This is a genomic window from Rhizobium sp. AC44/96, from assembly GCF_001692185.1.
Lineage (GTDB): Bacteria > Pseudomonadota > Alphaproteobacteria > Rhizobiales > Rhizobiaceae > Rhizobium.
The window spans coordinates 576,043-597,536 of sequence record NZ_LXKO01000001.1 but is presented as its reverse complement, the minus strand read 5'-3'; the positions used below and the strand labels follow the sequence as shown (position 1 = coordinate 597,536).

The 21,494-nt window shown below is 61.8% G+C and carries 16 protein-coding genes; 8 read left to right on the top strand and 8 right to left on the bottom strand.

The window, feature by feature from the left end; translation table 11 throughout:
- Nucleotides 1–36: 36 nt before the first annotated feature.
- Entirely contained in the window at nt 37–783 is a 747-nt protein-coding gene (locus A6U87_RS02825; protein WP_065689698.1) for a TlyA family RNA methyltransferase, read from the top strand.
- The gene (locus tag A6U87_RS02820) at nt 780–2,030 is read left to right on the top strand and encodes a class I SAM-dependent RNA methyltransferase (protein WP_065689697.1); all 1,251 of its coding nucleotides are present in this window, start codon (nt 780–782) and stop codon (nt 2,028–2,030) included. The genes A6U87_RS02825 and A6U87_RS02820 overlap by 4 nt, the downstream gene beginning before the upstream one ends.
- A 63-nt stretch (nt 2,031–2,093) precedes the next feature.
- On the opposite strand, the gene A6U87_RS02815 is transcribed toward A6U87_RS02820, so the two are convergent.
- The 4 genes from A6U87_RS02815 to A6U87_RS02800 form a co-directional block, all read right to left on the bottom strand.
- A complete protein-coding gene (locus tag A6U87_RS02815; RefSeq protein WP_065689696.1) occupies nt 2,094–3,917 on the bottom strand; it encodes a methyl-accepting chemotaxis protein in 1,824 nt (607 codons plus the stop codon).
- 267 nt (nt 3,918–4,184) lie between these two features.
- Nucleotides 4,185–6,272 (bottom strand): methyl-accepting chemotaxis protein, encoded by a 2,088-nt coding sequence (locus A6U87_RS02810; protein WP_065689695.1) that lies wholly within the window; start codon nt 6,270–6,272, stop codon nt 4,185–4,187.
- A gap of 198 nt (nt 6,273–6,470) precedes the next feature.
- Complete coding sequence (locus A6U87_RS02805; protein ID WP_065689694.1) at nt 6,471–7,223, bottom strand: crotonase/enoyl-CoA hydratase family protein; 753 nt, start codon at nt 7,221–7,223, stop codon at nt 6,471–6,473.
- Between the two features lie 9 nt (nt 7,224–7,232).
- Nucleotides 7,233–9,008, bottom strand: a complete 1,776-nt coding sequence (locus A6U87_RS02800) for an acyl-CoA dehydrogenase (RefSeq protein ID WP_065689693.1) — start codon at nt 9,006–9,008, stop codon at nt 7,233–7,235.
- Nucleotides 9,009–9,223: 215 nt separating this feature from the next.
- Between A6U87_RS02800 and A6U87_RS02795 the strand changes: the two genes are divergently transcribed.
- The gene (locus A6U87_RS02795; protein ID WP_065689692.1) at nt 9,224–10,219 is read left to right on the top strand and encodes a transporter; all 996 of its coding nucleotides are present in this window, start codon (nt 9,224–9,226) and stop codon (nt 10,217–10,219) included.
- 50 nt (nt 10,220–10,269) lie between these two features.
- Here A6U87_RS02795 and A6U87_RS02790 read toward each other — a convergent pair whose 3' ends face one another.
- Nucleotides 10,270–10,782, bottom strand: coding sequence for a BA14K family protein (locus tag A6U87_RS02790; RefSeq protein ID WP_065689691.1), 513 nt, complete (start codon nt 10,780–10,782; stop codon nt 10,270–10,272).
- Between the two features lie 148 nt (nt 10,783–10,930).
- Here A6U87_RS02790 and A6U87_RS02785 point away from each other — a divergent pair, with 148 nt between their 5' ends.
- Nucleotides 10,931–11,938, top strand: coding sequence for a glycoside hydrolase family 25 protein (locus tag A6U87_RS02785; protein ID WP_083199254.1), 1,008 nt, complete (start codon nt 10,931–10,933; stop codon nt 11,936–11,938).
- A gap of 52 nt (nt 11,939–11,990) precedes the next feature.
- Here the strand turns inward: A6U87_RS02785 and A6U87_RS02780 are convergent, their stop codons facing one another.
- On the bottom strand, nt 11,991–13,235 hold the full coding sequence (locus tag A6U87_RS02780; protein ID WP_065690234.1) for an aromatic ring-hydroxylating dioxygenase subunit alpha: 1,245 nt from the start codon (nt 13,233–13,235) through the stop codon (nt 11,991–11,993).
- Between the two features lie 414 nt (nt 13,236–13,649).
- Between A6U87_RS02780 and A6U87_RS02775 the strand changes: the two genes are divergently transcribed.
- The 3 genes from A6U87_RS02775 to A6U87_RS02765 all read left to right on the top strand — a co-directional run bounded on the left by A6U87_RS02775 (nt 13,650) and on the right by A6U87_RS02765 (nt 16,786).
- Entirely contained in the window at nt 13,650–14,258 is a 609-nt protein-coding gene (locus A6U87_RS02775) for a DUF6656 family protein (RefSeq protein ID WP_065689690.1), read from the top strand.
- Between the two features lie 103 nt (nt 14,259–14,361).
- A complete protein-coding gene (locus tag A6U87_RS02770; protein ID WP_065689689.1) occupies nt 14,362–15,336 on the top strand; it encodes an L-threonylcarbamoyladenylate synthase in 975 nt (324 codons plus the stop codon).
- 19 nt (nt 15,337–15,355) lie between these two features.
- On the top strand, nt 15,356–16,786 hold the full coding sequence (locus A6U87_RS02765; RefSeq protein ID WP_065690233.1) for an FAD-binding oxidoreductase: 1,431 nt from the start codon (nt 15,356–15,358) through the stop codon (nt 16,784–16,786).
- 49 nt (nt 16,787–16,835) lie between these two features.
- Here A6U87_RS02765 and A6U87_RS02760 read toward each other — a convergent pair whose 3' ends face one another.
- Nucleotides 16,836–19,580, bottom strand: a complete 2,745-nt coding sequence (locus A6U87_RS02760; protein ID WP_065689688.1) for a DUF1217 domain-containing protein — start codon at nt 19,578–19,580, stop codon at nt 16,836–16,838.
- 300 nt (nt 19,581–19,880) lie between these two features.
- Between A6U87_RS02760 and A6U87_RS02755 the strand changes: the two genes are divergently transcribed.
- Nucleotides 19,881–20,447, top strand: a complete 567-nt coding sequence (locus A6U87_RS02755) for a DUF6101 family protein (protein WP_065690232.1) — start codon at nt 19,881–19,883, stop codon at nt 20,445–20,447.
- A 57-nt stretch (nt 20,448–20,504) separates the two neighbouring features.
- Here A6U87_RS02755 and ubiA read toward each other — a convergent pair whose 3' ends face one another.
- Complete coding sequence (gene ubiA / locus A6U87_RS02750; RefSeq protein ID WP_065690231.1) at nt 20,505–21,464, bottom strand: 4-hydroxybenzoate octaprenyltransferase; 960 nt, start codon at nt 21,462–21,464, stop codon at nt 20,505–20,507.
- Between the last annotated feature and the right edge of the window lie 30 nt (nt 21,465–21,494).

Sequence of the window (21,494 nt, the reverse complement as noted above, 5' to 3'; positions counted from 1 at the left end):
CTTGCAACTGGCGGCTTTGACCGTCATGGACAGCCGATGTCAGAACAGAACACACAACGTCTCGACCAGCTTCTCGTCAGCCTCGGCCTTTTCGCGAGCCGCTCGCGTGCGCGCGATGCCGTGCAACGCGGCACGGTAAAGGTGGGCGGCAAGGTCGTCGTCAAGGCCGGCGCGCTCTTTACCGAGGATGCGGTCATCGAAATCGACGATCCTGCGCAAGACTACGTCTCGCGCGCCGCCTTGAAGCTGACGGCGGCCCTCGACCATTTCAAGCTCGATCCCGCAGGTCAGCACTGTCTTGACGTCGGCGCCTCGACCGGCGGCTTCACGGAGGTTCTGCTGGAGCGCGGGGCCGCGCATGTGACGGCGATCGATGTCGGCCATGGCCAGATGCATCCTCGCCTGACCGCCGATCCGCGCGTGACGAATATCGAGGGGCTGAATGCCCGCAACCTCGTCGCGGACGATATCGGCCATGCGGTCTCGTTCATCGTCTCCGACGTTTCCTTCATTTCGCTGAAGCTGGCGCTTGCACCGGCACTCGACCTCGCTGAGCCCGCCACCGCGGTCGTGCTGCTGGTCAAGCCGCAGTTCGAGGCCGGGCGCGATGCGATCGGCAAGGGCGGACTGCTCAAGGACCCCTCCTCCGCTCCTGCTGTCGCTGCCGAGCTGGAACGCTGGTTCGTCGAAGACATGGGCTGGAAGAGCCTTGGCCTCATCCCCTCGCCGATCGCCGGTGGCGACGGCAATCTGGAATTTCTTCTCGCAGGAACGAAGCCGTGAGCGCAGAAACCGTTACGATCCAGAAACTTGGCGCCTTGGGCGATGGCATCGCCAACAGCCCGGATGGCCCGATCTATGTCCCCTTCGCTCTGCCTGGCGAGACGGTTGCGATCGCGCGCGTCAAAAGCCATGGCACCATCATGTCGATTGCGACGGCATCGCCCGATCGGCAGGAGCCGTCCTGCCGCCATTTCGGCCCCGATGGGGTGAACGGCACCTGTGGCGGCTGTACGCTGCAGCATCTGACGGATGCCCCGTACCGCGCCTTCAAGCGCCAACTCGTCATCGACGCCCTGAAGTCGAAGGGCCTGACGCCTGACGTCGGCGAACTCGTGGCGGCCCGTCCCGGCGAGCGCAGGCGTGTCGTTTTCGCCGCCCGGCGGACCGAAAAGGACATGCTGATCGGCTTCAACCAGGCCGAAAGCCACCATATCGTCGCGATCGAGGAATGTCCCATCTCGTCGGCAGCGGTCATCGCCAGGCTGCCGGCGATCAAGGCCATCGGTGCGGCGCTGGCGACCAGCGCCGAAGCCTTCCGCATTTCCGTTCTCGAAACACTGTCCGGTCTTGACCTTGCGGTCGATGGCGTCAAGAAGCTTTCCGACCAGCAGCGTCGCAAGGCGATTGAAACGATCCTGACCCTTCGCGGCATCGCTCGCGTTTCGCTGAATGGCGAGATCCTCGTCGAACCGGTGAAGCCGATCGTCGAATTCGGCGGCGTCAACGTCTCGCCGCCACCCGGCGGTTTCACGCAGGCGACGAAGCAAGCCGAAGACGCGATGGCGGAGCTTGTCGTTGCTCACGTCGGCAAGGCGAAGCGGATCGCCGATCTCTTTGCCGGCGCCGGCACGTTCTCGCTCAGGCTCGCGCGCATCGGGCGCGTGCATGCCGCGGAATCGGACGACAAGGCGATCGCCGCCCTCGACCACGCAGCGCGCAACGCGCAGGGCCTGAAGCCCGTTACCGCCGAAAAACGCGATCTCTTCCGCCGGCCACTGATGACAGCCGAGCTCAAGGTCTACGACGCTGTCGTCTTCGATCCGCCGCGCGCCGGCGCCGAGTTCCAGTGCAAGGAGCTAGCCCGCTCTAGCGTCAAGAAGGTCGTGGCGGTCAGCTGCAATCCGCTGACGCTCGCCCGTGACCTCGCGATTCTGGTCGAGGGTGGCTACCGCATCACCAGCGTCACGCCGATCGACCAGTTCCTCTGGACATCGCATGTCGAGGTCGTGGCGACGCTGGAGAAATAAGGCCGGAACGCGAAAACGCCCGCGACGAGCGCGGGCGTTTTGATTGTTCGGTCTCTGCCTCGATCAGGCGGCGTAGCGGCCGTATGATCCCGTGCCGTAGGATGCGGCCTGCAGATTGAACTGGCTCAGCAGCTGCATCAGCTTGGCGGCTTCCTGCGCCAGCCCGTGGCTGGCAGCTGTCTGCTCTTCGACCATCGCGGCGTTCTGCTGCGTACCCTGATCCATCGTGTTCACTGCCGTATTGATCTCGGCCAACCCGGTCGACTGCTCTCGGGTTGCTGTCACGATCGCGTCGACGTGGCGGCTGATTTCCTGGACCTGCCCGACGATCGCTTCCAATGCCTTGCCGGTGTCGCCGACGAGCATCACGCCGGAGCGAACCTGGCTGTTCGAGGCGGTGATCAGGCTTTCGATTTCCTTGGCGGCGTGCGCGGAGCGCTGCGCCAGTTCGCGGACTTCCTGGGCGACAACGGCAAAGCCCTTGCCGGCCTCACCCGCGCGGGCCGCCTCGACGCCGGCGTTCAGCGCCAGCAGGTTGGTCTGGAAGGCGATGTCGTCGATCACGCTGATGATGTTGGAGATCTTTTCGGACGAGCTCTCGATCTCCGTCATCGCCGAAACCGCCTTGCGGACGATGTTGCCGGATTCTTCGGCGCCGTTGCGCGTCCGGGTGACCAGCGTGCCGGCTTCCTCGGCGCGACGCGCGGTGTCCTTGACGGTCGTGGTGATCTCCTCGAGCGCTGCCGCCGTTTCCTCGATGGAGGCGGCCTGTTGCTCCGTGCGGCGGGCAAGACCATCGGCGGCAGTGCGGATTTCTCCGGCGCCGGCGTCGATCGCGTGTGCGTTCTCACCAACTTCTTGAAGAACAGCCCGCAGTTTCGCGACGGAGGCGTTGAAATCGCTGCGCAGGCGATCGAGGTGATCGGCAAACGGCGTCTCGATCGTCCGCGTCAGGTCGCCTTCCGAGAGGGCGCCCAAGGCATCGGCAAGAGCTGCGACGGCATGCTGGATTTCGGCGGCTTCGCGAGCCTTCGAGGCTTCGTTGCGCGAGCGTTCCTCCTGCGCCTGTTCGCGGGTGTGCTCGGCGTTGCGTTCGAGATCGAGGCGCGCAAAGGAGTTATCGCGGAAGACCGCGACGGCTGCGGCCATATCGCCGATCTCATCCTTGCGACCGGCATAGGGAACAGCGGCGTCGAGATCGCCATCCGCGAGACGGGCCATGCGGGCGGCAATCGTCGAGATCGGCTGAGAAATGCGCTTCCATGCCAGGAAGGCGGCAGCGACGGCAACGGCCAGGGCGACCGCAAGACCACCGACGATCGACAGGATGCCTGCACTGTAGTTGCCAGCGGCTGCAGAAAGCGCGGCGTCGGTCGACTGCCGATCCTTGGCGAGCATTCCGTCGACGAGGGTCTGGATGTTGTTGGCGGACATGGAGAGTTCGCCGCGATACAGGCTGTTCGCCAGGCTGCGCTTGTTGTCGAGCGCGAGCGCGATGATCTTGTCTGCAAGCGCCGCATCATTGGCGAGCGCCTTTTGCAGGCGGCCGAAATTCTGGCTCATGTAGTCGCTCTTCGGCTGCTTGTCGAAAGCGTCGATTGCCGTGTTGAGACGCTGGCGGCGCGTCTTCAGGGTCGTCTCGGCATTGCGGAAGTCCGTCTTGCCTGTCGCGAGCAGATAGTCGGCGTAGCTGCGGCGAACGTCGTTCAGCGTCGTGACGATGGCATAGAGCCGCTCGGTGTTCGGAATGTTCTGCGCGCCGATCTGCCGGGTGTTGGCCTCCAGATTGGTCAGCGAGAAGGCCGCGATCGCGCCCTGCACGAGCGTAATGACAACGAGAGACAGGAAGAGAAGCGGAAGGAGCGTTTTGATCTTCAGTTTGGACATGCGGCGGTCTCATACTGCGGAGGATCTCGCACAGCCGATCGCGATCGATCGCCCGTACGGTCACTCGTTCTGATGGGGTTGCGGGGGTATCCGGATGACATCCGGCCTGCGTCATGCATTGCATGTCACTAAAGCCAAATATCCGTAAGATTTGATTAAAAGTATGACTTTTTAATCAGCGCCGAACGGCTTCTGGCGATGCGCGCCCCGCAAAGCAAAACGCCCGCGACGAGCGCGGGCGTTTCGATTGTTCCATCTCTGCTTCGATTAGGCGGCGTGGCGGCTGTATGCCATGCTGTGATGCGAAGCCTGCAGGTTGAACTGGCCGAGAAGCTGCATGAGCTTGGCCGCTTCCTGCGCCAGTCCGTGGCTGGCAGCCGTCTGCTCCTCGACCATGGCAGCGTTCTGCTGTGTCCCCTGGTCCATGGTGTTGACGGCCGTGTTGATTTCGGCGAGGCCCGTCGACTGCTCGCGGGTTGCGGTCACGATCGCGTCGACGTGGCGGCTGATCTCCTGCACCTGGCCGACGATGGCTTCGAGTGCCTTGCCGGTATCGCCAACCAGCGTCACGCCGGAGCGGACCTGGGCGTTCGAGGCGGTGATCAGGCTCTCGATCTCCTTGGCGGCGTTAGCCGAGCGCTGGGCCAGTTCGCGCACTTCCTGCGCGACGACGGCGAAGCCCTTGCCAGCTTCACCCGCACGAGCGGCTTCGACGCCGGCGTTGAGTGCGAGAAGGTTTGTCTGGAAGGCGATATCGTCGATGACACTGATGATATTGCCGATCTTCTGCGAGGACTGCTCGATTTCGGTCATCGCAGAAACAGCCTTGCTGACGATGTTGCCGGACTCTTCGGCGCCCGAGCGGGTCCGCGAGACGAGCTTGCCGGCATCCTCAGCACGACGAGCGGTATCCTTGACCGTCGTCGTGATTTCCTCGAGCGCTGCCGCCGTCTGCTCGACGGAAGCGGCCTGCTGTTCGGTACGGCGTGCAAGGCCATCGGCAGCGGTGCGGATTTCCGTGGCACCGGCATCGATGGCATGGGCATTGTTGCCGACCATCTGCAGCGCGCCATGCAGCTTGCCGACTGCCGAGTTGTAGTCGGTGCGCAGGCGGTCGAGGTGCGACGCGAAGGGTGTGTCGATGCGGTGGGCGAGATTGCCGTCGGAGAGCGCGCCCAGGGCGCCGGCAAGCGCATCGACCGCATGGCGGATTTCGGTTGCCTCGCGGTTCTTCTGGACCTCACGGTCCTGACGTTCGCGTTCGGTCAGCGCACGGCCGGACTCGGCTTCGCCTTCCAGCCGCTCGCGATCGACGGCGTTCTTCTTGAAGACGGCAACGGCCTCGGCCATCGAGCCGATCTGGTCGCGGCGCTCTTCGCCGGGAATGGCAACAGAAAGGTCGCCGGCAGCAAGCCTCTGCATGGCGGCCGTCATGTCGGTGACCGGGCGAATAATGAGGCCGTGCAGCAGCCAGGCCATGGCAGCGATCATCAGGCCGACGGCCAGGATCGTAGCAATGGTCGCGGCAATCCGGAACTCGTTCAGCGAGGCAAATGCCGCATCGCTATCGACGACGAAGCCGAGGTACCATTCGACGGTCGGCAGGCCGGCAACCGGCATGAAGCTGACGAGGACGTCCTTGCCCGCGAATTCGGTCTCGACGAGGCCGCTGGCGATCGACGGGGTTGCCGTCGGGAATGCGTCGGCAAGCGTCTTCGTCACCAGCTTTGCATCGGGGTGAATGAGGATCTGGCCGCTCTTGTTGACGAGGAATGCCGTTCCCTTGCCGCCAAGATCGATTTCCTTGATCATGTCGACCATCGATTTCAGCGAAAAGTCGCTACCGACGACGCCTGCAAGCTTGCCATCGTGGCTGACTGGGACGGCAGCGCTGATGATGAGGTCGCCGCTCGATGCATCGGTGTAGGGTTCGGTCATGATGCTGGCATTGGCCTTCACGGCATCCTGATACCATGGACGCTTGCGCGGGTCATAACCGTCCGGCATCGGCAGCTTCGGCCACATGGTGAAGACGCCCTGCTCATCGCCGAAATAGGTGCTGACGAACTGGCTGGTGAGAACATCGTTCTGGAGAACGCCCTCAACGCCCTTCTGGTCTCCGGCGCGGCCAATGGCGTTCGCGGCCATGGCGGTCAGCGTGACGCGGCCGTTCATCCAGTTGGCAAGGCTATGCGCGGCCTGCTCGCCCGAGGAGCGGATGTTCGCCTCGATCGCGGTGGTCGCGGAATTCCGTTCGACTGAGTTGATGTAGTAGGAGAAAGCGGCAAAAGCCGCGAGAACAACGGCAGACGCGGCAAACAGGATGCGCGTCATCAGGTTCGTCTTCTTCTTCAAGGAAATTTCCTTTCGGGAACGGTCCGCGTCGCTCAAGGCGGAACGCGGGCCACTCAATGCGGCAGAATGCTGGGGCAAAGCGAAGCAAGGCGCCTCATGCGCCCGGACGGCTGCGGCAAATGCAAGCCGTCACATCCTCATATTAGAATGAAATTTAAGACACGCTTAAAATTTGACGAAAATCAGATTTTTCTAACCTTACCGCCGCATGAAGGCCTCGAACGCGGCCCGCGCTTCGGCGCTGTGCAGCCGCGCCGAGAACTGGCGGGCCTCCTCGTCGATGCGGGCGATGATTTCCGCCTGATCGCCGCGAATGAGTTCGCGGGCGATGCGCAGTGCCTCCGGCGGCTTGGCCGCAAGTTTCGCGGCTGCCGACAGCGTTGCGGCCTCGACTTCGTCGGGCGCGCAGACCTTCCAGACCAGCCCGGCGTCCCTTGCCTCCTCGGCCGAGAACGGCTCGCCGGCGGCGAGCAAGGCAAAGGCACGCTGATGGCCCATGATACGCGGCGCGATCAGGCTGGATGCGGCTTCCGGCACCAGCGCGAGATCGACGAATGGCGTCCGGAACTGGCTGCGGGTTGAAGCGATCGTCAGATCGCAATGCAGGTTCATCGTCGTGCCGATGCCGATGGCCAGGCCGTCCACACCGGAGACCAGCGGCTTCTGCGAGCGGACAAGTGCGTAGAGAAAATCGATGATCTCGCGCGGCATGCCGCCCCCCATGGCAACGGCCAGGAAGTCACCAAGATCGTTGCCGGCGGAGAAGCAGCCTTCGGTGCCGAGGAATGCTGTCACCCGGATCGTGGCGTCGTCGTTGGCGGCGGTCAGCGCCTCCGCCATTTTTGAGTACATGGCGCGGGTGATCGCGTTCTTCTTTTCCGGCCGATTGAAGCGAATGATCTGGACATCGGGATGGCTGGCATGCCGTTCGATGAGAATGTGCTCGGTCATCTGCATTCCTCAGGCAAGAGCAATTCTGGCGGCGGCCAGGCTCGGCGCTCCGCTTATGACCGCATCTTTCAGGGCGGTAACCTCCGGCAAGAGGTTCTCGGCGGCAAAGCGGCAGAGGGCCACGCGCGCTTCTGCGCCGCTATCAACGGCGGCAAGGCCTCCCTTGGCGAGGTAGCAGCCCGTGAGCACGAGACCGAAGAGACGCTGATATGGCGTGGCGCCGCTCAGGGCGGCCGCGGTGTTGCCGTCGGCCAGCTGTGTCAGCAGCCAGTCGGTTGCCTCGCCCAGATCGGTGATGGCAGCGTCCAAACGGTTTGCCGTCGAAGCGAAGCCCGGCAGATTGACGGCTCGCACTGTGTCAGCAATGCCCTTCAGCTCCTCGATAAAGCCATGCACCTGCGCGCCACCCGACAATGGCAGCTTCCGCGTGACGAGGTCGATCGCCTGTATGCCGTTGGTACCTTCGTAGATGGGAGCGATACGTGCGTCGCGCAGATAGCGGGCGGCACCGGTTTCCTCGATGAAGCCCATGCCGCCGTGGACCTGGATGCCGAGGGACGCGACATCGACGCCGACATCGGTGGAGAAGGACTTTGCGATCGGTGTCAGAAGCGCTGCCCGCTCCTGCCAATGCTGGGTATTGTCGTCGGCACGATGCGCCATGTCGGTGGCGTGGGCGCAGCTGTAGGAGATGGCGCGCGCCCCTTGCGTCAGCGCCTTCATCGTCAGCAGCATGCGTGCGATATCAGGATGCTCGATGATCGGGCTCATGCCGGTTCCGGTCCAACCCGGCGCCTTGCCCTGCGTGCGCTCTCTGGCGTAGACGATCGCCTTCTGGGTGGCGGCTTCCGCAATCGCCACGCCTTCCATGCCGACAGCCAGGCGGGCATTGTTCATCATCGTGAACATGCAGGCGAGGCCCTTGTTTTCCTCGCCGACAAGCCATGCGACCGCGCCCTTGTCTTCGCCGAACCGACCGTCGCCGTAGATCATGGTGCAGGTCGGGGAACCGTGGATGCCGAGCTTGTGCTCCAGCGAGTGGGCAAAGAGATCGTTGCGGGCGCCGAGCGAGCCATCCGCATTCACCAGGAACTTCGGGACGAGGAACAGGGAGATCCCGCGGGTTCCGGCCGGAGCGTCCGGCAGGCGGGCGAGCACGAGGTGGATGATATTCTCGGCGGCGTCGTGTTCGCCCCAGGTGATGAAGATCTTCTGTCCGAAGATGCGGTAGGTGCCGTCGTTGCGACGTTCGGCGCGTGTCTTGAGTGCGCCGAGATCGGAGCCTGCGTGCGGCTCGGTCAGGTTCATCGTGCCGGTCCACTCACCGGAGACGAGCTTGGCGAGATAGAGGCTCTTCAGGGCGTCGGAACCATGCGTATAGATGGCCTCGACGGATCCCATGGTAAGCGTCGGGCAGAGCGCGAAGGCGGTCGAGCCGGAGTTCCACATTTCAAGAGCCGCAACATTGAGCATGTGCGGCAGCGCCTGCCCCCCGAACTCCTCGGGCGCGGTGAGCCCGTTCCAGCCGCCGGCGATCCAGTTCTTGTAGAGATCGCGCCAACCGTCCGGTGTCGTCACCTCGCCGTTTATCAGACGGGCGCCCTGCCGATCGCCAATCTCCGCGAGCGGGGCAACCTCGTCCGTCGCAAAGCGCCCGGCTTCAGCGAGAATGGCATCAACCAGGTCTTCACCGAGATCACCGAGCAGGCCGCTTTCGATCGCCTGTCCCATCCCGGCAACGTGCTTCAGCGTAAATGCGATGTCTTCGACAGGTGCCTTGTACATGGTAGTCTCCTCGCATGACCGCCTGGAGTGCGCGTCGCCTCAGGCTTCCTCCAGTGGTAGGGCTAATTGATTTTTACGTAAACGTCAATTTTAAACTCTTCGCTCTTGGCCTTGCGGCATGATGACATTTGCATTCGCTCTTGCGCCGCCGCACAAACTATCGTCATGGAAATTATCTAAAGACACATGCCGCCATCACAAGGGGACCGGCGAATATGGATACACTGCCCGCCAAAATACCGGGACTTGTCTGGGCCTACCGGTTCTCGCCGGAGGAAGGCAAGGCGGTGCGGCTGCCGAACAGTGCCCTGCAAGCGGACCTGACGGCGGAAGGCGGTTTCTACTGGCTGCATCTCAATCTCGCCGATGCCCGTGTCCCGGCATTGCTCGAGACGATCGACGGCCTCAACGACGACGCCAAGGCGGCGCTGACAACACGCGACACGCACGCCGCTATCACCGTCGACGAACAGATGCTGTACGGCACACTCGTCGATTGTCAGCGCGAGTTCGATCAGGAGACTGCCGATCTCGGGTGGCTGCATTTTGCGATCTCCGACCGCTTCATCATCACGACGCGGCTGCAGCCGTTGCGTAGCGTCGAGCGGGCGCGCGCGCTCGTGGAGAAGAACCCGGGGAAGTTCGAACGGCCGGTGGACCTGTTCGAGACCCTCGTCATCGAATTCCAGCGCACGCTTATCGCGATCGTCATGGAAATGACGGAAGAGCTGAATGTGATCGAGGACTACGTCTACGACAACACGCCGCGTGACGAGCGCCGCCGGCTGGCTCCGGTGCGCCGCACCGTTGTCAGGCTCCATCGGCACCTGAGAACGGTGCTTGCACATATGCGGCGCGCCGCGGCCTCCCATGATGACGAGATGCCTTTCGGCTTCGAGGACGTGGCCGGGCGCCTGACCAGCCGCCTAGAAACCGTCGATCATGACATCTACGCCCTGCAGGACCGGGCACGGCTGCTGCACGAAGAAATCGACTCCAAGCTGTCATCGGAGACGAACCGCCACCTCTACATCCTTTCGATCATGACGGCCTTCCTGCTGCCGCCGACGCTGGTGACCGGCTTCTTCGGCATGAACACGGCAAACCTGCCCTTCGCGCAGGGCTCTGGCGGCACCGAGTATGCCGTCGGCCTGATCATCGCCTCCATCGTGCTTGCCTGGTGGCTGCTCAAGCGGGTCGACATCCTTTAAAACAAAAGCCCGGCATCACTGCCGGGCTCGTGTTGTGACAAAAGGCCGGATCAATAGGGCGATACACACTGCCTGCGCGGACCGCTGTTCGGCTGGTAGGTGTTGTCATAGGCGCGATACGAGCGATAGCGGCTGTAGCACCAATCGACATGGCCAGAGCCTGCAGGCGGCGCAACGTAGCGCGGCTCGGAGGCGATTGCACCGCCGATCACGGCGCCGGCACCAAAGGCTGCAAGCGGGAACCAGTAGCCGTTATAGTAGCGGTAGCCGCTGCGATAGTATGGATAGCCTTGATACCCGCCATACCAGCCCGGGCGATAGGCCGGACGGTACCCGGGATAGTAACCGGGGCGGTAACCTGGATAGTAGCCCGGACGATAGCCGGGGTAACCGGGACGATAAGAGCAGCGACCGTAGCGGCAATATTGCACATTCTGGACATCGCCGGCCTTCTCGGCCTGCACTGCGGTGGGCATTGGCATCGCCTGTGACGGCGTAAAGCCCGCCACGAGCATGACGGACGAGATAATGCCAATAGCAGCCTTCTTAAATGACCTGAGCATAAGACCTCCGATTCAAAACCTACGCGTAGCGTAACGCGCGCCGCGCAAACATGTTCCCGGCAGTCCCGCCTTCGCATTTCGCCGGCATTTTCTTTATAAGAGACATCGGATTAACTGAACATTAACCAGTTTTCACCACGCTCGTTCCATGAAGCGCTCCGGTGGAAATTTCCTTCTCCGCATCCTGCTTCTGGCGCTCGCGGCCGGAGCCCCGCAGCGCGCCGCCGCCGACGACACGCTGCCGTGGACCTCCACATCGAATTCGATCGTCGTCGATGCCTACGAGCTCAACACAATCGACTGGGAAACGCTGCTGTCAGACAAGCGTGTCGCGGCCTTCATCTCGAAAGCCTCCGATGGATTGCCCGAAAGCTTCTCCTGCACGGGCGATCACGCCGGCGATACCGTCGCCCACTGCAAGACGATGTGGCGCAAGTATGCGGTGAGCCGCGAGCTTTTCCAGACCCGACGGCTGGTCGCGCGGGCTGCCGGGCTGCTCTGGGGCGCCTATCACCTGGCCCGCCCCGGCAATCCGATCGAGCAGGCCAACCACTTCCTCGACTATGCCGATCCGAAACCGGACGAGATGATGATCCTCGACCTGGAGGGTATCGACCCGCAGAAATTCATGTCGCTGGAAGATGCGCAGATCTTTGTCGGCCATATCAAGGCGCGCACCGGGCGCTACCCGGTTCTCTACACCAATCACGACACCGCGCGGTATATCGCCGCCTACCGCAACGACTATCCTGTCCTGGCGCGGCTGCCGCTCTGGTATGCCCGCTACAAGCCCGAGATCAAAGGCGTGTTTCCCATGGGGAATTGGGACAACTACCTTCTCTGGCAGTTCTCGTCCGGCTTCAACTGCAGCAAACGCCGCTGCCCGTACCGGGTGCCGGGGACGCTGACCGATATCGACGTCAATGTCGCACCGATGGGCAAGGCCGATCTCGCGAAGGTCTGGGCACAGGGAAAGCTGCTGCCTGCCCGCGAACCCGACCCACCGCTAATCCTCGCGAAGATAGAATTCAACCCGCGCGAGGAGCCTGAAGCAGCGGTGGCGGCCGCACCGCCACCGGCTGTCGCACCTGACCCGCTCGTCACGTCGTCAGTGCCGAAACCGGAGGTCAACGCATTGAACTACCAGGATTTCTAAGCGTAATGCGGCTCCGCCTCTGTGAAAGAGCGGAGCCGATCTCAGCGTTTCGTCAGGCGACGACCGACAGCTTTGCTTGGTCGCCCTGCAGGCGATTGATCATGAAGTTCCCGTACCATTCAAGGAACTGCATGACGCCGCCTTCATGCAGCATCGAGTATGGACCAGGCTCGTAGGCCGGCGAGTGGATGCCGAAGGCATTTTCTTCGACGATGCGACGGTCCTGATCGTTGGTTTCCGTCCAGACGTGGGTCAGTTCCTCGAGGTTGTAGTCGACGCCTTCGACTGCATCCTTGTGCACGAGCCACTTGGTGGTCACCGCCGTCTCGTTGGCGCTGAGCGGCAGGACGCGGAAGGAGATCGCGTGATCGCCGAGGATATGGTTCCACGTCGTCGGGTAGTGAAAGAGCAGCATGGTGCCGATCCGGTCAATCGTGACGTCCTCCGACAGCGGACGGCTGACGGCGCGCTTGCCCGACATGGTGTAGCTTTCGGCATCCTCGATCAGCGGCATGCGGGCTGTACGGAACTGGCCGTCGGGCGAGATCTGGAACTTGCTCGGCAGGCCCGCCGCCTCGCAACGCGCCCAGTGGCCGGCGATTTCAGGATCATCGGCACCACCGTCCGTACCCGTAACGCTCGGCGCCTCGGGATAGGTGCGGCAGAGTTCCGGGTGGTTGGCGGCGCAGTGATAGCACTCGCGGTTGTTTTCCCAGACCAACTTCCAGTTGCCCTTTTCGATGATCGTGCTCTGGAACGCGATCTTCGCATCCTTCAGATGATGCGGCAGCATGTAGGGGGCGACCATGTCGCGGACCGGCTGGAAGTCCGGCGCCTTTTCGGCGAGACAGATGAAGATGTAGCCCGCGAAGTTTTCGCAGTGGACGGGCTTCAGACCGTAGCCGGTCTTGTCGAAGTCGTCGCCCATGTGCCGGGCAAAGGCGAGCGTGCCATCTAGGTCGTAGGTCCACTGGTGATAGGGGCAGACGAGACGGACAGACGAGCCGTGCTCCTTGGTGCAGACGCGCGAACCGCGATGACGACAGCTGTTGTGGAAAGCGCGAATGACGTTGTCGCGACCGCGAACGATCACCACCGGATACTGACCGATCTGCACCGTGAAATAGGCGCCAGGCTTCGGCAGCTCGCAATCATGGCCCATGAACAGCCAGTCGCGGTAGTAGATCATCTCCATATCGAGCTTGAAGTAGTCTTCGTCGATATAGAAAGGCTGCTCCAGGCTGAAACCTTCGCGCCGGTTCTTGAGCTGCCGCAACGCGTTGCTGCGAATATCCATCTGCATATCCTCGTCTGGTCGAACTGTTCCTGTCGAGGACGAAGAGGCAGGAAGCACGTCCTCCCTCTCCGCCAGGAGACCTTCTTCATGAGTTACATTTAATCATCGCGTATGCCGGGCTCGTGGCTGTAAAGCGACATCGGCTTCGAAAATGACGACAGGCAGCAAGGTATCGCGGGATCGCCACGCAGATCCGGCATCCACGCGGAGAATAAAGCAGTTATTGGCAATTGCGACATGGCAAAACCACTGAGCTTGATGGCGAAGCGTCGGCTGCTCAGCATAGGGCATCCTGTTTGCGACATGGTGTACTGTGATTTCTTACTCCGGGACAGGCACACGGGGCGCTTAACAGGCCGTTAAGCATGATTGCCTATCCTTGCCGCCATAGCAGCAGCATGCGGAATGCGGACCATGGCGAAACTTCGTTACTTCGACGTCAGCAACGATACGACCGAGCAGGACAAATCGCCTGTTGCCGCGCATTCCGAATTCCTGCGCACAGGCAAGATCACGCGACACCGGGCACACTGGCTCGCCGCCGAGCGCCGCTATCTCACGCATGACGAAGTGGCGGAGGCAACCGGCCGCAAGCTGCAGACCGCCGGCGTGAAGACGCACCAGAACATCAACGGCTTTCACCGTTCGATCCAGTTTCCAAAGATGGTGTTCCATCGCACACTGAAGGACAGTCCGCATCTCGGCTACTGTCACGTAACGGCGGCGCGGACGAAGTTTGCCCAATACGAAGATGTCAGCTGGGCATTCTACATCGCCAATTTCTATGCCGACATCGGCGACAACGACAACTTCTTCGAGCGTATCGATGTCCAGTATTCCCGCATGTACTTCGCCGTCGCCATCCGGCCGGGCGAGCACACCGCGGAGAAGATGACGATCGATCGCACGGTTCGCGGCAACGGCCTGCTTTTCCGCACCCACGATCCGCAGATCGCCATCAAGAACGTGCTGCTTCTTGGCGCGCGCAACGAACAGCTTCGCGAGATCATTCGCCAACTCTGATCGGGATCATTCGCCCGCTCTGATCGGGATCATCCGCCAGCTCTGATATTGATCGCAGCGCGCGGAAGGCATATGGACTGCCGGATGGAAATCCGGGCGGCACATGGCTGATATCATCGACATCACAACAGACAGGCAGCGGGCCATCGATGCCAGCTGCGCGGTGCTTGGCGAAGGCTTCCCGATCGCGATCCCGACGGAGACCGTCTACGGCCTTGCCGCCGACGCCACCAATCCCGCCGCCATCACCCGGATCTACGAGACCAAGGGCCGCCCGCGCTTCAACCCGCTGATCTGCCACATGTCCGATCTCGCGATGGCCGAAGAGCATGCGGTGTTCGACCCTGTCTCGCGCGCGCTTGCGGAAGCGTTCTGGCCTGGCCCGCTGACAATCGTTCTGCCGCTGAAGGCCGAGAGCCACATTCACGCGCTGGCAACAGCCGGCCTCGATACCGTCGGCATCCGCGTACCCAAGGGCTTCGCTGGCGAGCTCATCCGCGCCTTCGGCCGACCGCTCGCCGCGCCAAGCGCCAATACCTCGGGCAAGATCAGCGCCACCAGCGCCGATCATGTCGAGGCGGACCTCGGCGGCAGGATCAAGCTCATCCTCGATGCAGGCGCAAGCGCCGTGGGCGTCGAGTCGACGATCGTCAAGGTCGAGGATGGCAAGCTCAGGCTGCTGCGTCCCGGCGGGCTGCCGGCCTCCGAGATCGAGCGTGTCGCCGGACAGAAGCTGCTGCGCTCGAAGAAGGCGTCCGCCGCAATCGAGGCGCCCGGAATGCTCGCCTCGCATTATGCACCGGGCGCGGCCGTCCGCCTCGACGCGACGCAGATTGTGGCTGGAGAAGCCCTCATCGCTTTCGGCACGACCAAGGTGCCGGGCTCTGACGACGCCAGGATCGTCCTCAACCTCAGTCATGACGGCGACCTAGCGGAAGCGGCCGCCAACCTGTTCGACTACATGAAGAAGGCCGACGCCAGCGGCGCGGCGACCATTGCGGTTTCCACCATCCCCGATGAAGGGCTGGGCGAGGCCATTAATGACCGGCTGCGGCGTGCCGCGGCTCCGAGAGAATAACCAAGAGGATCAAGGCTCGATGAGCGCAACCGTTACCCCCGAACTTCTCGACCGTTTCACGGCCATCGTCGGTGACAAATACGCATTGCGCAGCGAGGCAGATCTGGCCCCGCACCTGATCGAGAACCGCGGTCTCTACCACGGCTCCTCCCCTCTCCTGCTGAAACCGGCCAACGTCGAGGAAGTATCGGCGATCCTCAAGCTCGCCACCGAAACGGGCACCGCGGTCGTGCCGCAGACCGGCAACACCGGCCTCGTCGGCGGTCAAACGCCACGCGAAGGCAAGGCGGACATCATCATCTCGCTCGAGCGCATGAACAAGGTGCGCGATGTCGATCCGGTCGCGAACGTTCTGGTCGCCGATGGCGGCGCGATCCTTGCTGACGTACAGAAGGCCGCCGAGGTGCATGGTCGGCTTTTCCCGCTGTCGCTCGGTTCGGAAGGCTCATGCCGCATCGGCGGCAATCTTTCGACCAATGCCGGCGGGACCGCGGTGCTCGCCTATGGCAACATGCGTCATCTCTGCCTCGGGCTGGAAGTCGTGCTGCCGACGGGCGAGATCTGGAACGGGCTGCGCCGACTGAAGAAAGACAACACCGGCTATGATCTGCGCGATCTCTTCATTGGCGCGGAAGGCACGCTCGGCATCATCACGGGCGCCGTGCTCAAGCTTTTCCCGCAGCCGCTGGGCAAGCAGGTAGCCTTTGCCGGCCTGAGTTCCGTCGAGGACGCATTGGCGCTGTTCAATCTCGCCTCCAGCCTCTGCGGCACCTCTCTGACCGGCTTCGAGCTGATGCCCCGCTTCGGCGTCGAAATCACCGCTCGCCATATCGACGGCGTGCGCGATCCGCTGGAATCCGTGCATCCATGGTATGTGCTGATCGATATCTCGACATCCGATTCAGCAGAAACGGCCGAGCGCATGATGAACGCGCTGCTCGAGCAGGGTTTCGAAGCCGGCCTCGTGCAGGACGCGACGATCGCCGCGTCAGTCGCGCAGCAGAAGGGCCTTTGGCACATGCGCGAGAGCATGTCGGATGCGCAGAAGCCGGAAGGCGGATCGATCAAGCACGACGTTTCGGTGCCCGTCTCGACCATCCCCCTGTTCATGCGAGAAGCGGGCGAAGCCGTCATGGAGGCGATGCCCGGCGCCCGGATCTGCGCCTTTGGCCACATGGGCGACGGCAATATCCACTACAACATTTCCCAGCCGATCGGAGCCGACAAGGCCGCCTTCCTCGGACGCTGGCGCGAGATGAACCATATCGTGCACGGCCTGGTGCTGGCCCACGGCGGCTCGATTTCGGCCGAGCATGGCATCGGCCAGCTGAAGCGTGACGAACTTGCGTCGATCCGGCCCGGCATCGAGATCGATCTGATGCGCAGGATCAAACGTGCCTTCGACCCGGCCAACATCATGAACCCCGGCAAGGTCATCAATATCGACTGATCGGAATTGGGATCCGCGCGAAGGCGTGCGGATCCCGATTGACGCGGCCTTAAGTCGACAGGCCGTTGCTGCTGGTTGTCGTGCCACCGTTGGTCAGGATGGTCAGAGCCGGGGACGAACTCGTGTTGTTCGCGAGATCGTACATCGCGGTGAAGCGCTTCATCAGCTTGTCGACCTTCTTGGGGTCCTGGAGATCGTCGAGATTGACGAACTTCTTCAGCATGGTTGCCTGCTTGTCGACGTCCATGCTGGAGATCTGGCTCGGCAGGCTGAAGGTTGTCGTGATCACCTGAAACAGCGCCTTGTCGCCTAGCAGGGTGTAGAGCGAGGTGATATCCGGCGCCTTGCGGGCGAAATAGAGCGCCAGACGGACGCCGTCGTTCGTTTCGCCTTCCTGCGTTTCAAGCGTCTGCTGCACATAGCTTTGCTGTGTGCGATCTTCCGCGCCGGTGTTCTGGATCTTGCCGATCTTCGCGCGCGTCAGGTTGCCATCGGTATCGAAGTTGAAGTCCGATACGATCTCCTTGAAGATGGATGCCGCCTTGGTGTTGAGGTAGCTCTTCGGATCGGTGGGATCGGACGTGAAGATCTTCTTCAGCGTATCCTTGTCGTACTTTTTTGGGTCGAGGCCGTTTGCCTTCAGAACAAGGCTGGTGAGCTTGTCGTTGGACAGGAAGTCATCGAGCGATCGCACCTCGGCCATGCCGTTGCCGAAATCGTTGACCGCCGTCGTGGCATCCTTGGAGGCCTTGTCCTTCAGCGCGCCATCACTCATGCCCATGAGCGCGCGAGACTTGTAGTCGGTCGCGTACTTGGCCATCACGGCTGGCGACAGCGCCTGGACTTCCGGCGCAATCTTGCCGTCGGTGCCGAAGTTAAAGGCGCGCACCATGTTGGTGATGCGATCATCCTTCAGCGATGCGACATAGCCCTTGGGATCGTACGGGTCGCTCGCCAGCAGCTTGCGCATCATCGTGCGCGACACATCATTCTCTGTCAGACCGTAGGCGCGGAGCGCCATCTGATAGGGATCGGGAAGGCTGTCGTTCGACTTGTCCTGATCGGCCGTTGCGTTGGTACGCATGAAGTCGTCGATCTTGTTGACCTTGCCGTCGGCCAGCCGCTCCTTGTAGTTGGAGACAGCATCATCAATCGCCTGCTGCTGAACGTTCTCGTAACGGGCGTTATAGAATGTGGTGATGGTCGCCAGCTGTCCGATGCTCTGCGGCCCGGACGAGGCGGCCGCCGATCCGTCAGCCGCAAAGCTGAATGCCGCGTTGAGGCTGTCGAGGCCGTTGCTCGCCGCAAAATCCGGGTCGGTGAGAACGCTCTTGAGATCCGCATCGCTCAGGCTGGACGGCACCTGATAGGTGGCCCTGATGAAGCTCGTCATCTTCTGGTCGGCGAGCAGGCTATCGACATTGGCGATCGTGCTGATCTTGCCCTTGTAGTAGTCCTCGTTGTCGCTGACCCGCGTCACAGTCTGGCGAGCCTGGCTGGTCGTTTGCGCCCACGTGTTGTCCGCTACGCTGCCATCGGCGTTGAAATTGAACGCCGCGCGTACGGCGTCGTATCCGTGTGCAGTGGCATAGGTGGAATCCGTCAGGATGCTTTTCAGATCCGCATCGCTCAGCGACTGTGAGAGCCCGTAGGCATTCTTGATGTAACTCGTCAGCCGGGTGTCGGAGATCAGGTCATCGACATTGGTGACCTTCGCGATATTCGTCTGGTAATAGCTGGCGTTGCTATCAGCCTTGCTCTGCATGGCCGATAGCTGCTCGGAGCTCTGCGGCGTGTAGGTCGACGTGCCGGTTGCGATCGTGCCGTCCGAGTTAAAATTGAACGCCTGATTGACCGCATCGAAGTTGAGCGAATGCGCGTAGCTGGGGCTGATCAGGACCTGTTTGAGCGCCGCATTGCTGAAGCTGCTGCCCATGCCGAAGGCTGTCTTGATGTAGGACGTCAGCCGGCTATCGGCCAAAAGATCGGTCACATTGGTGATCGTCCCGATCTTGGACAGATAGTAGGCCTTGTTGTAATCGGCAGCGGCGGGCGTCACGATCGAAGGCGCGGTCAGGTTATACTGTTCCATGACGGCGTTCTTCTGGGTGTCTGTCTGGGCCGTGCCGTTGACCGTGCCATCAGCATTGAAGCTGAACTGCGCCGCCAGCGCCTTGTATTTGGCATTGCCGTTGACGTTCACAAAGCTCGTCGGATCGCTGACGTCGCTTGTCAGCACCTGCTTCAGGAAGTCCGTTGAAACATAGGTCGGATCAATGCCGTAGGCCTTGAGAACATAGTTGCGCAGTCGGCTGTCGCCGACGAGACCGGAGACGGTCTGCACCTTGTCGATCGCATTGCTGTAGTAGGTCGTCTCGGTCGACGCTGCCTTGCTCTCGTCTGCGAAAGACTGCGTGTAGAGACCGATCAGGTCATCTTCCTGCGCACTGCTCTGCGCGTCCGACGTCGTATCGCTGAAGTTGAAGGCAGCAGCGAAGTCCTTGTAGCGCGTGTCGGTCAGCTTGTTCGCGAAGCTCTTGGCATCCGTCAGGTCGCTTTCGAGCACCTTCTTCATGAAGCCCTTGGCGTAGGTCATGTCCTCCAGACCATAGGCCTTCATTGCATAGCTATAGAGACGGTAATTGCCGAGGAAATCGTCTACGTCTTTGACTTTATTGATATTTTCTTTGTAGTAGTCGGCATCCCGCTTGACCGTCGCCTGCGAGGCAACACGGTCGAGGCTCTTCTGCATGTCGCCTGACAGAATATTGTAGGCCATCGAAGCGGAAATCATAGGACGCCCTTTTTCGGCAAAGTCTTCAAAGAATGACGCATAGGTTCTGCCTCATTTTGCTATGAAAACCTTACCCGAGACTTACCCCCGGCCCGTCGCAAAACGGCACAGGCCGTGTTCACCCTCCGGAAACCTTGCCACGTTCGGTTTTGATAACCATCCAAGGAGGCAAAGTTTTCTTAACCGCGATTTTTAAGCTGTCTCGAACAGGCGGCGCCTATTGTTCAGCCATAGAGGGCGAAAAGCCCCGAGGAGAAGACCGGAAACCGGCTCTCAGGTAAGACAAGGGTAGAAATGAACATGAACAACACCGTTATGAAGCCCGCATGGGCTGGAACGACACTGCGTCTCGATCCGTCGCGCTTTCCTCAGCAGGTAAGCTACGCCATTCACGACTCCACAAGTGACGTCAGCATAACGATCGACGAACGTGGCGCCGTCCTGCGCAAGATCCTTCCCTCGAGCGGACTGCCGCTTTCGATCGCCCTGCCGAAGCGCGCCTTCAAGGGTGTTGCCGCCCGTGCCATCGATCATGGCAACGGCGAAGTGACCGTGACGCTTGAACTGCACCATGAAGACCCGGAGCTCTGCGTTCCGCTGCTGGTCGCCCACGACCTTTCGGATATCGCCGCCGACTGGCGCGGCTGGTCCGAGGCCTTCCGCATTCCGATGCTGATGGTCGAAGCCGATGGCGTTGCGCGCCCGCTGGAAGAACACCTCGGTGACCTGCGCACCAACACGCTGAAGCCACGCCGCCGCCACTCCTACTTCGCCAACCGCCGCCCCCGCTTCCTGGTACGCCGCACGACCGGCAAGCTTGGCGTCGCGATGAAGATCGAAGGCAAGGAAATCATCGCCCGCAGCTAGGCGGTACCGATCGGATCAAAAAGCCCGGCCATCGCGCCGGGCTTTTGCGTTCGTGGCCTACGGCAGAACGAACAATAACGACAGGAACAGGCCAGCGAAGATGATCAGGCCGACGCGATTGTTCGACTTGAACAAGGCCAGGCACTGATCGGCATCGTTGATATCAAGCGTGACGATCTGCCAGGCGAACATACCGGCGGCGATCAGCAGGCCGATATAGGCGATGATGCCGACGCCTGCGAGCACGAAGGCCGCGAAGGTGAGGATCAACATCAGGCCATAAAGCCCGACCAGCCACTGCTTGGTCTTGTCACCGAACAGTCGAGCGGTGGAGCGTACGCCAATCAGCTCGTCGTCTTCCTTGTCCTGATGGGCGTAGATCGTGTCGTAACCGATCGTCCAGACCACCGCGCCGATGTAAAGCAGGATGGGTGCAAGCGAGAGGCTGCCGAAAATGGCGGCCCACCCCATCAGCGCGCCCCAGGAAAAGGCGAGCCCGAGGAAAAATTGCGGCCAGTCGGTGAAGCGCTTGGCGAAGGGATAGAGCGCGACGATCGCCAGCGACGCGATGCCGAGAATGACGGAAAACCAGTTCAGTTGCAGGACGACCAGTAACCCGACCAATGCCTGCAGCACGATGAACAGCTTGGCCTGCGCGCGCGTCACGCGGCCCGACGGCAAGGGTCGCGAGCGGGTGCGCGCCACTTCCATATCGATCTTGTGATCGACGAGATCGTTGTAGGTGCAGCCGGCGCCGCGCATGGCAACGGAGCCGATGAAATAGAGGATCAGATGGAAAATCAGCTGGCCACCGGAAAACAGGCCGACATGAGCAGCGGCATTTGCCGCCATCGCCGCCGACCAGAAGCAAGGCCACATCAGCAGCTGCCAGCCGATCGGCCTGTCCCAGCGCGCGAGCTGCGCATAGGGCCAGAGCCACGGGGGCAAAACCCTGTAAACCCAGTTGTTGGAAGGCGCGTCCGCAACGCGCCCGTTGATTCCGCCGATCTGTTGCATGCGGCCATCTAGCGACGCGCGAAGCGGATG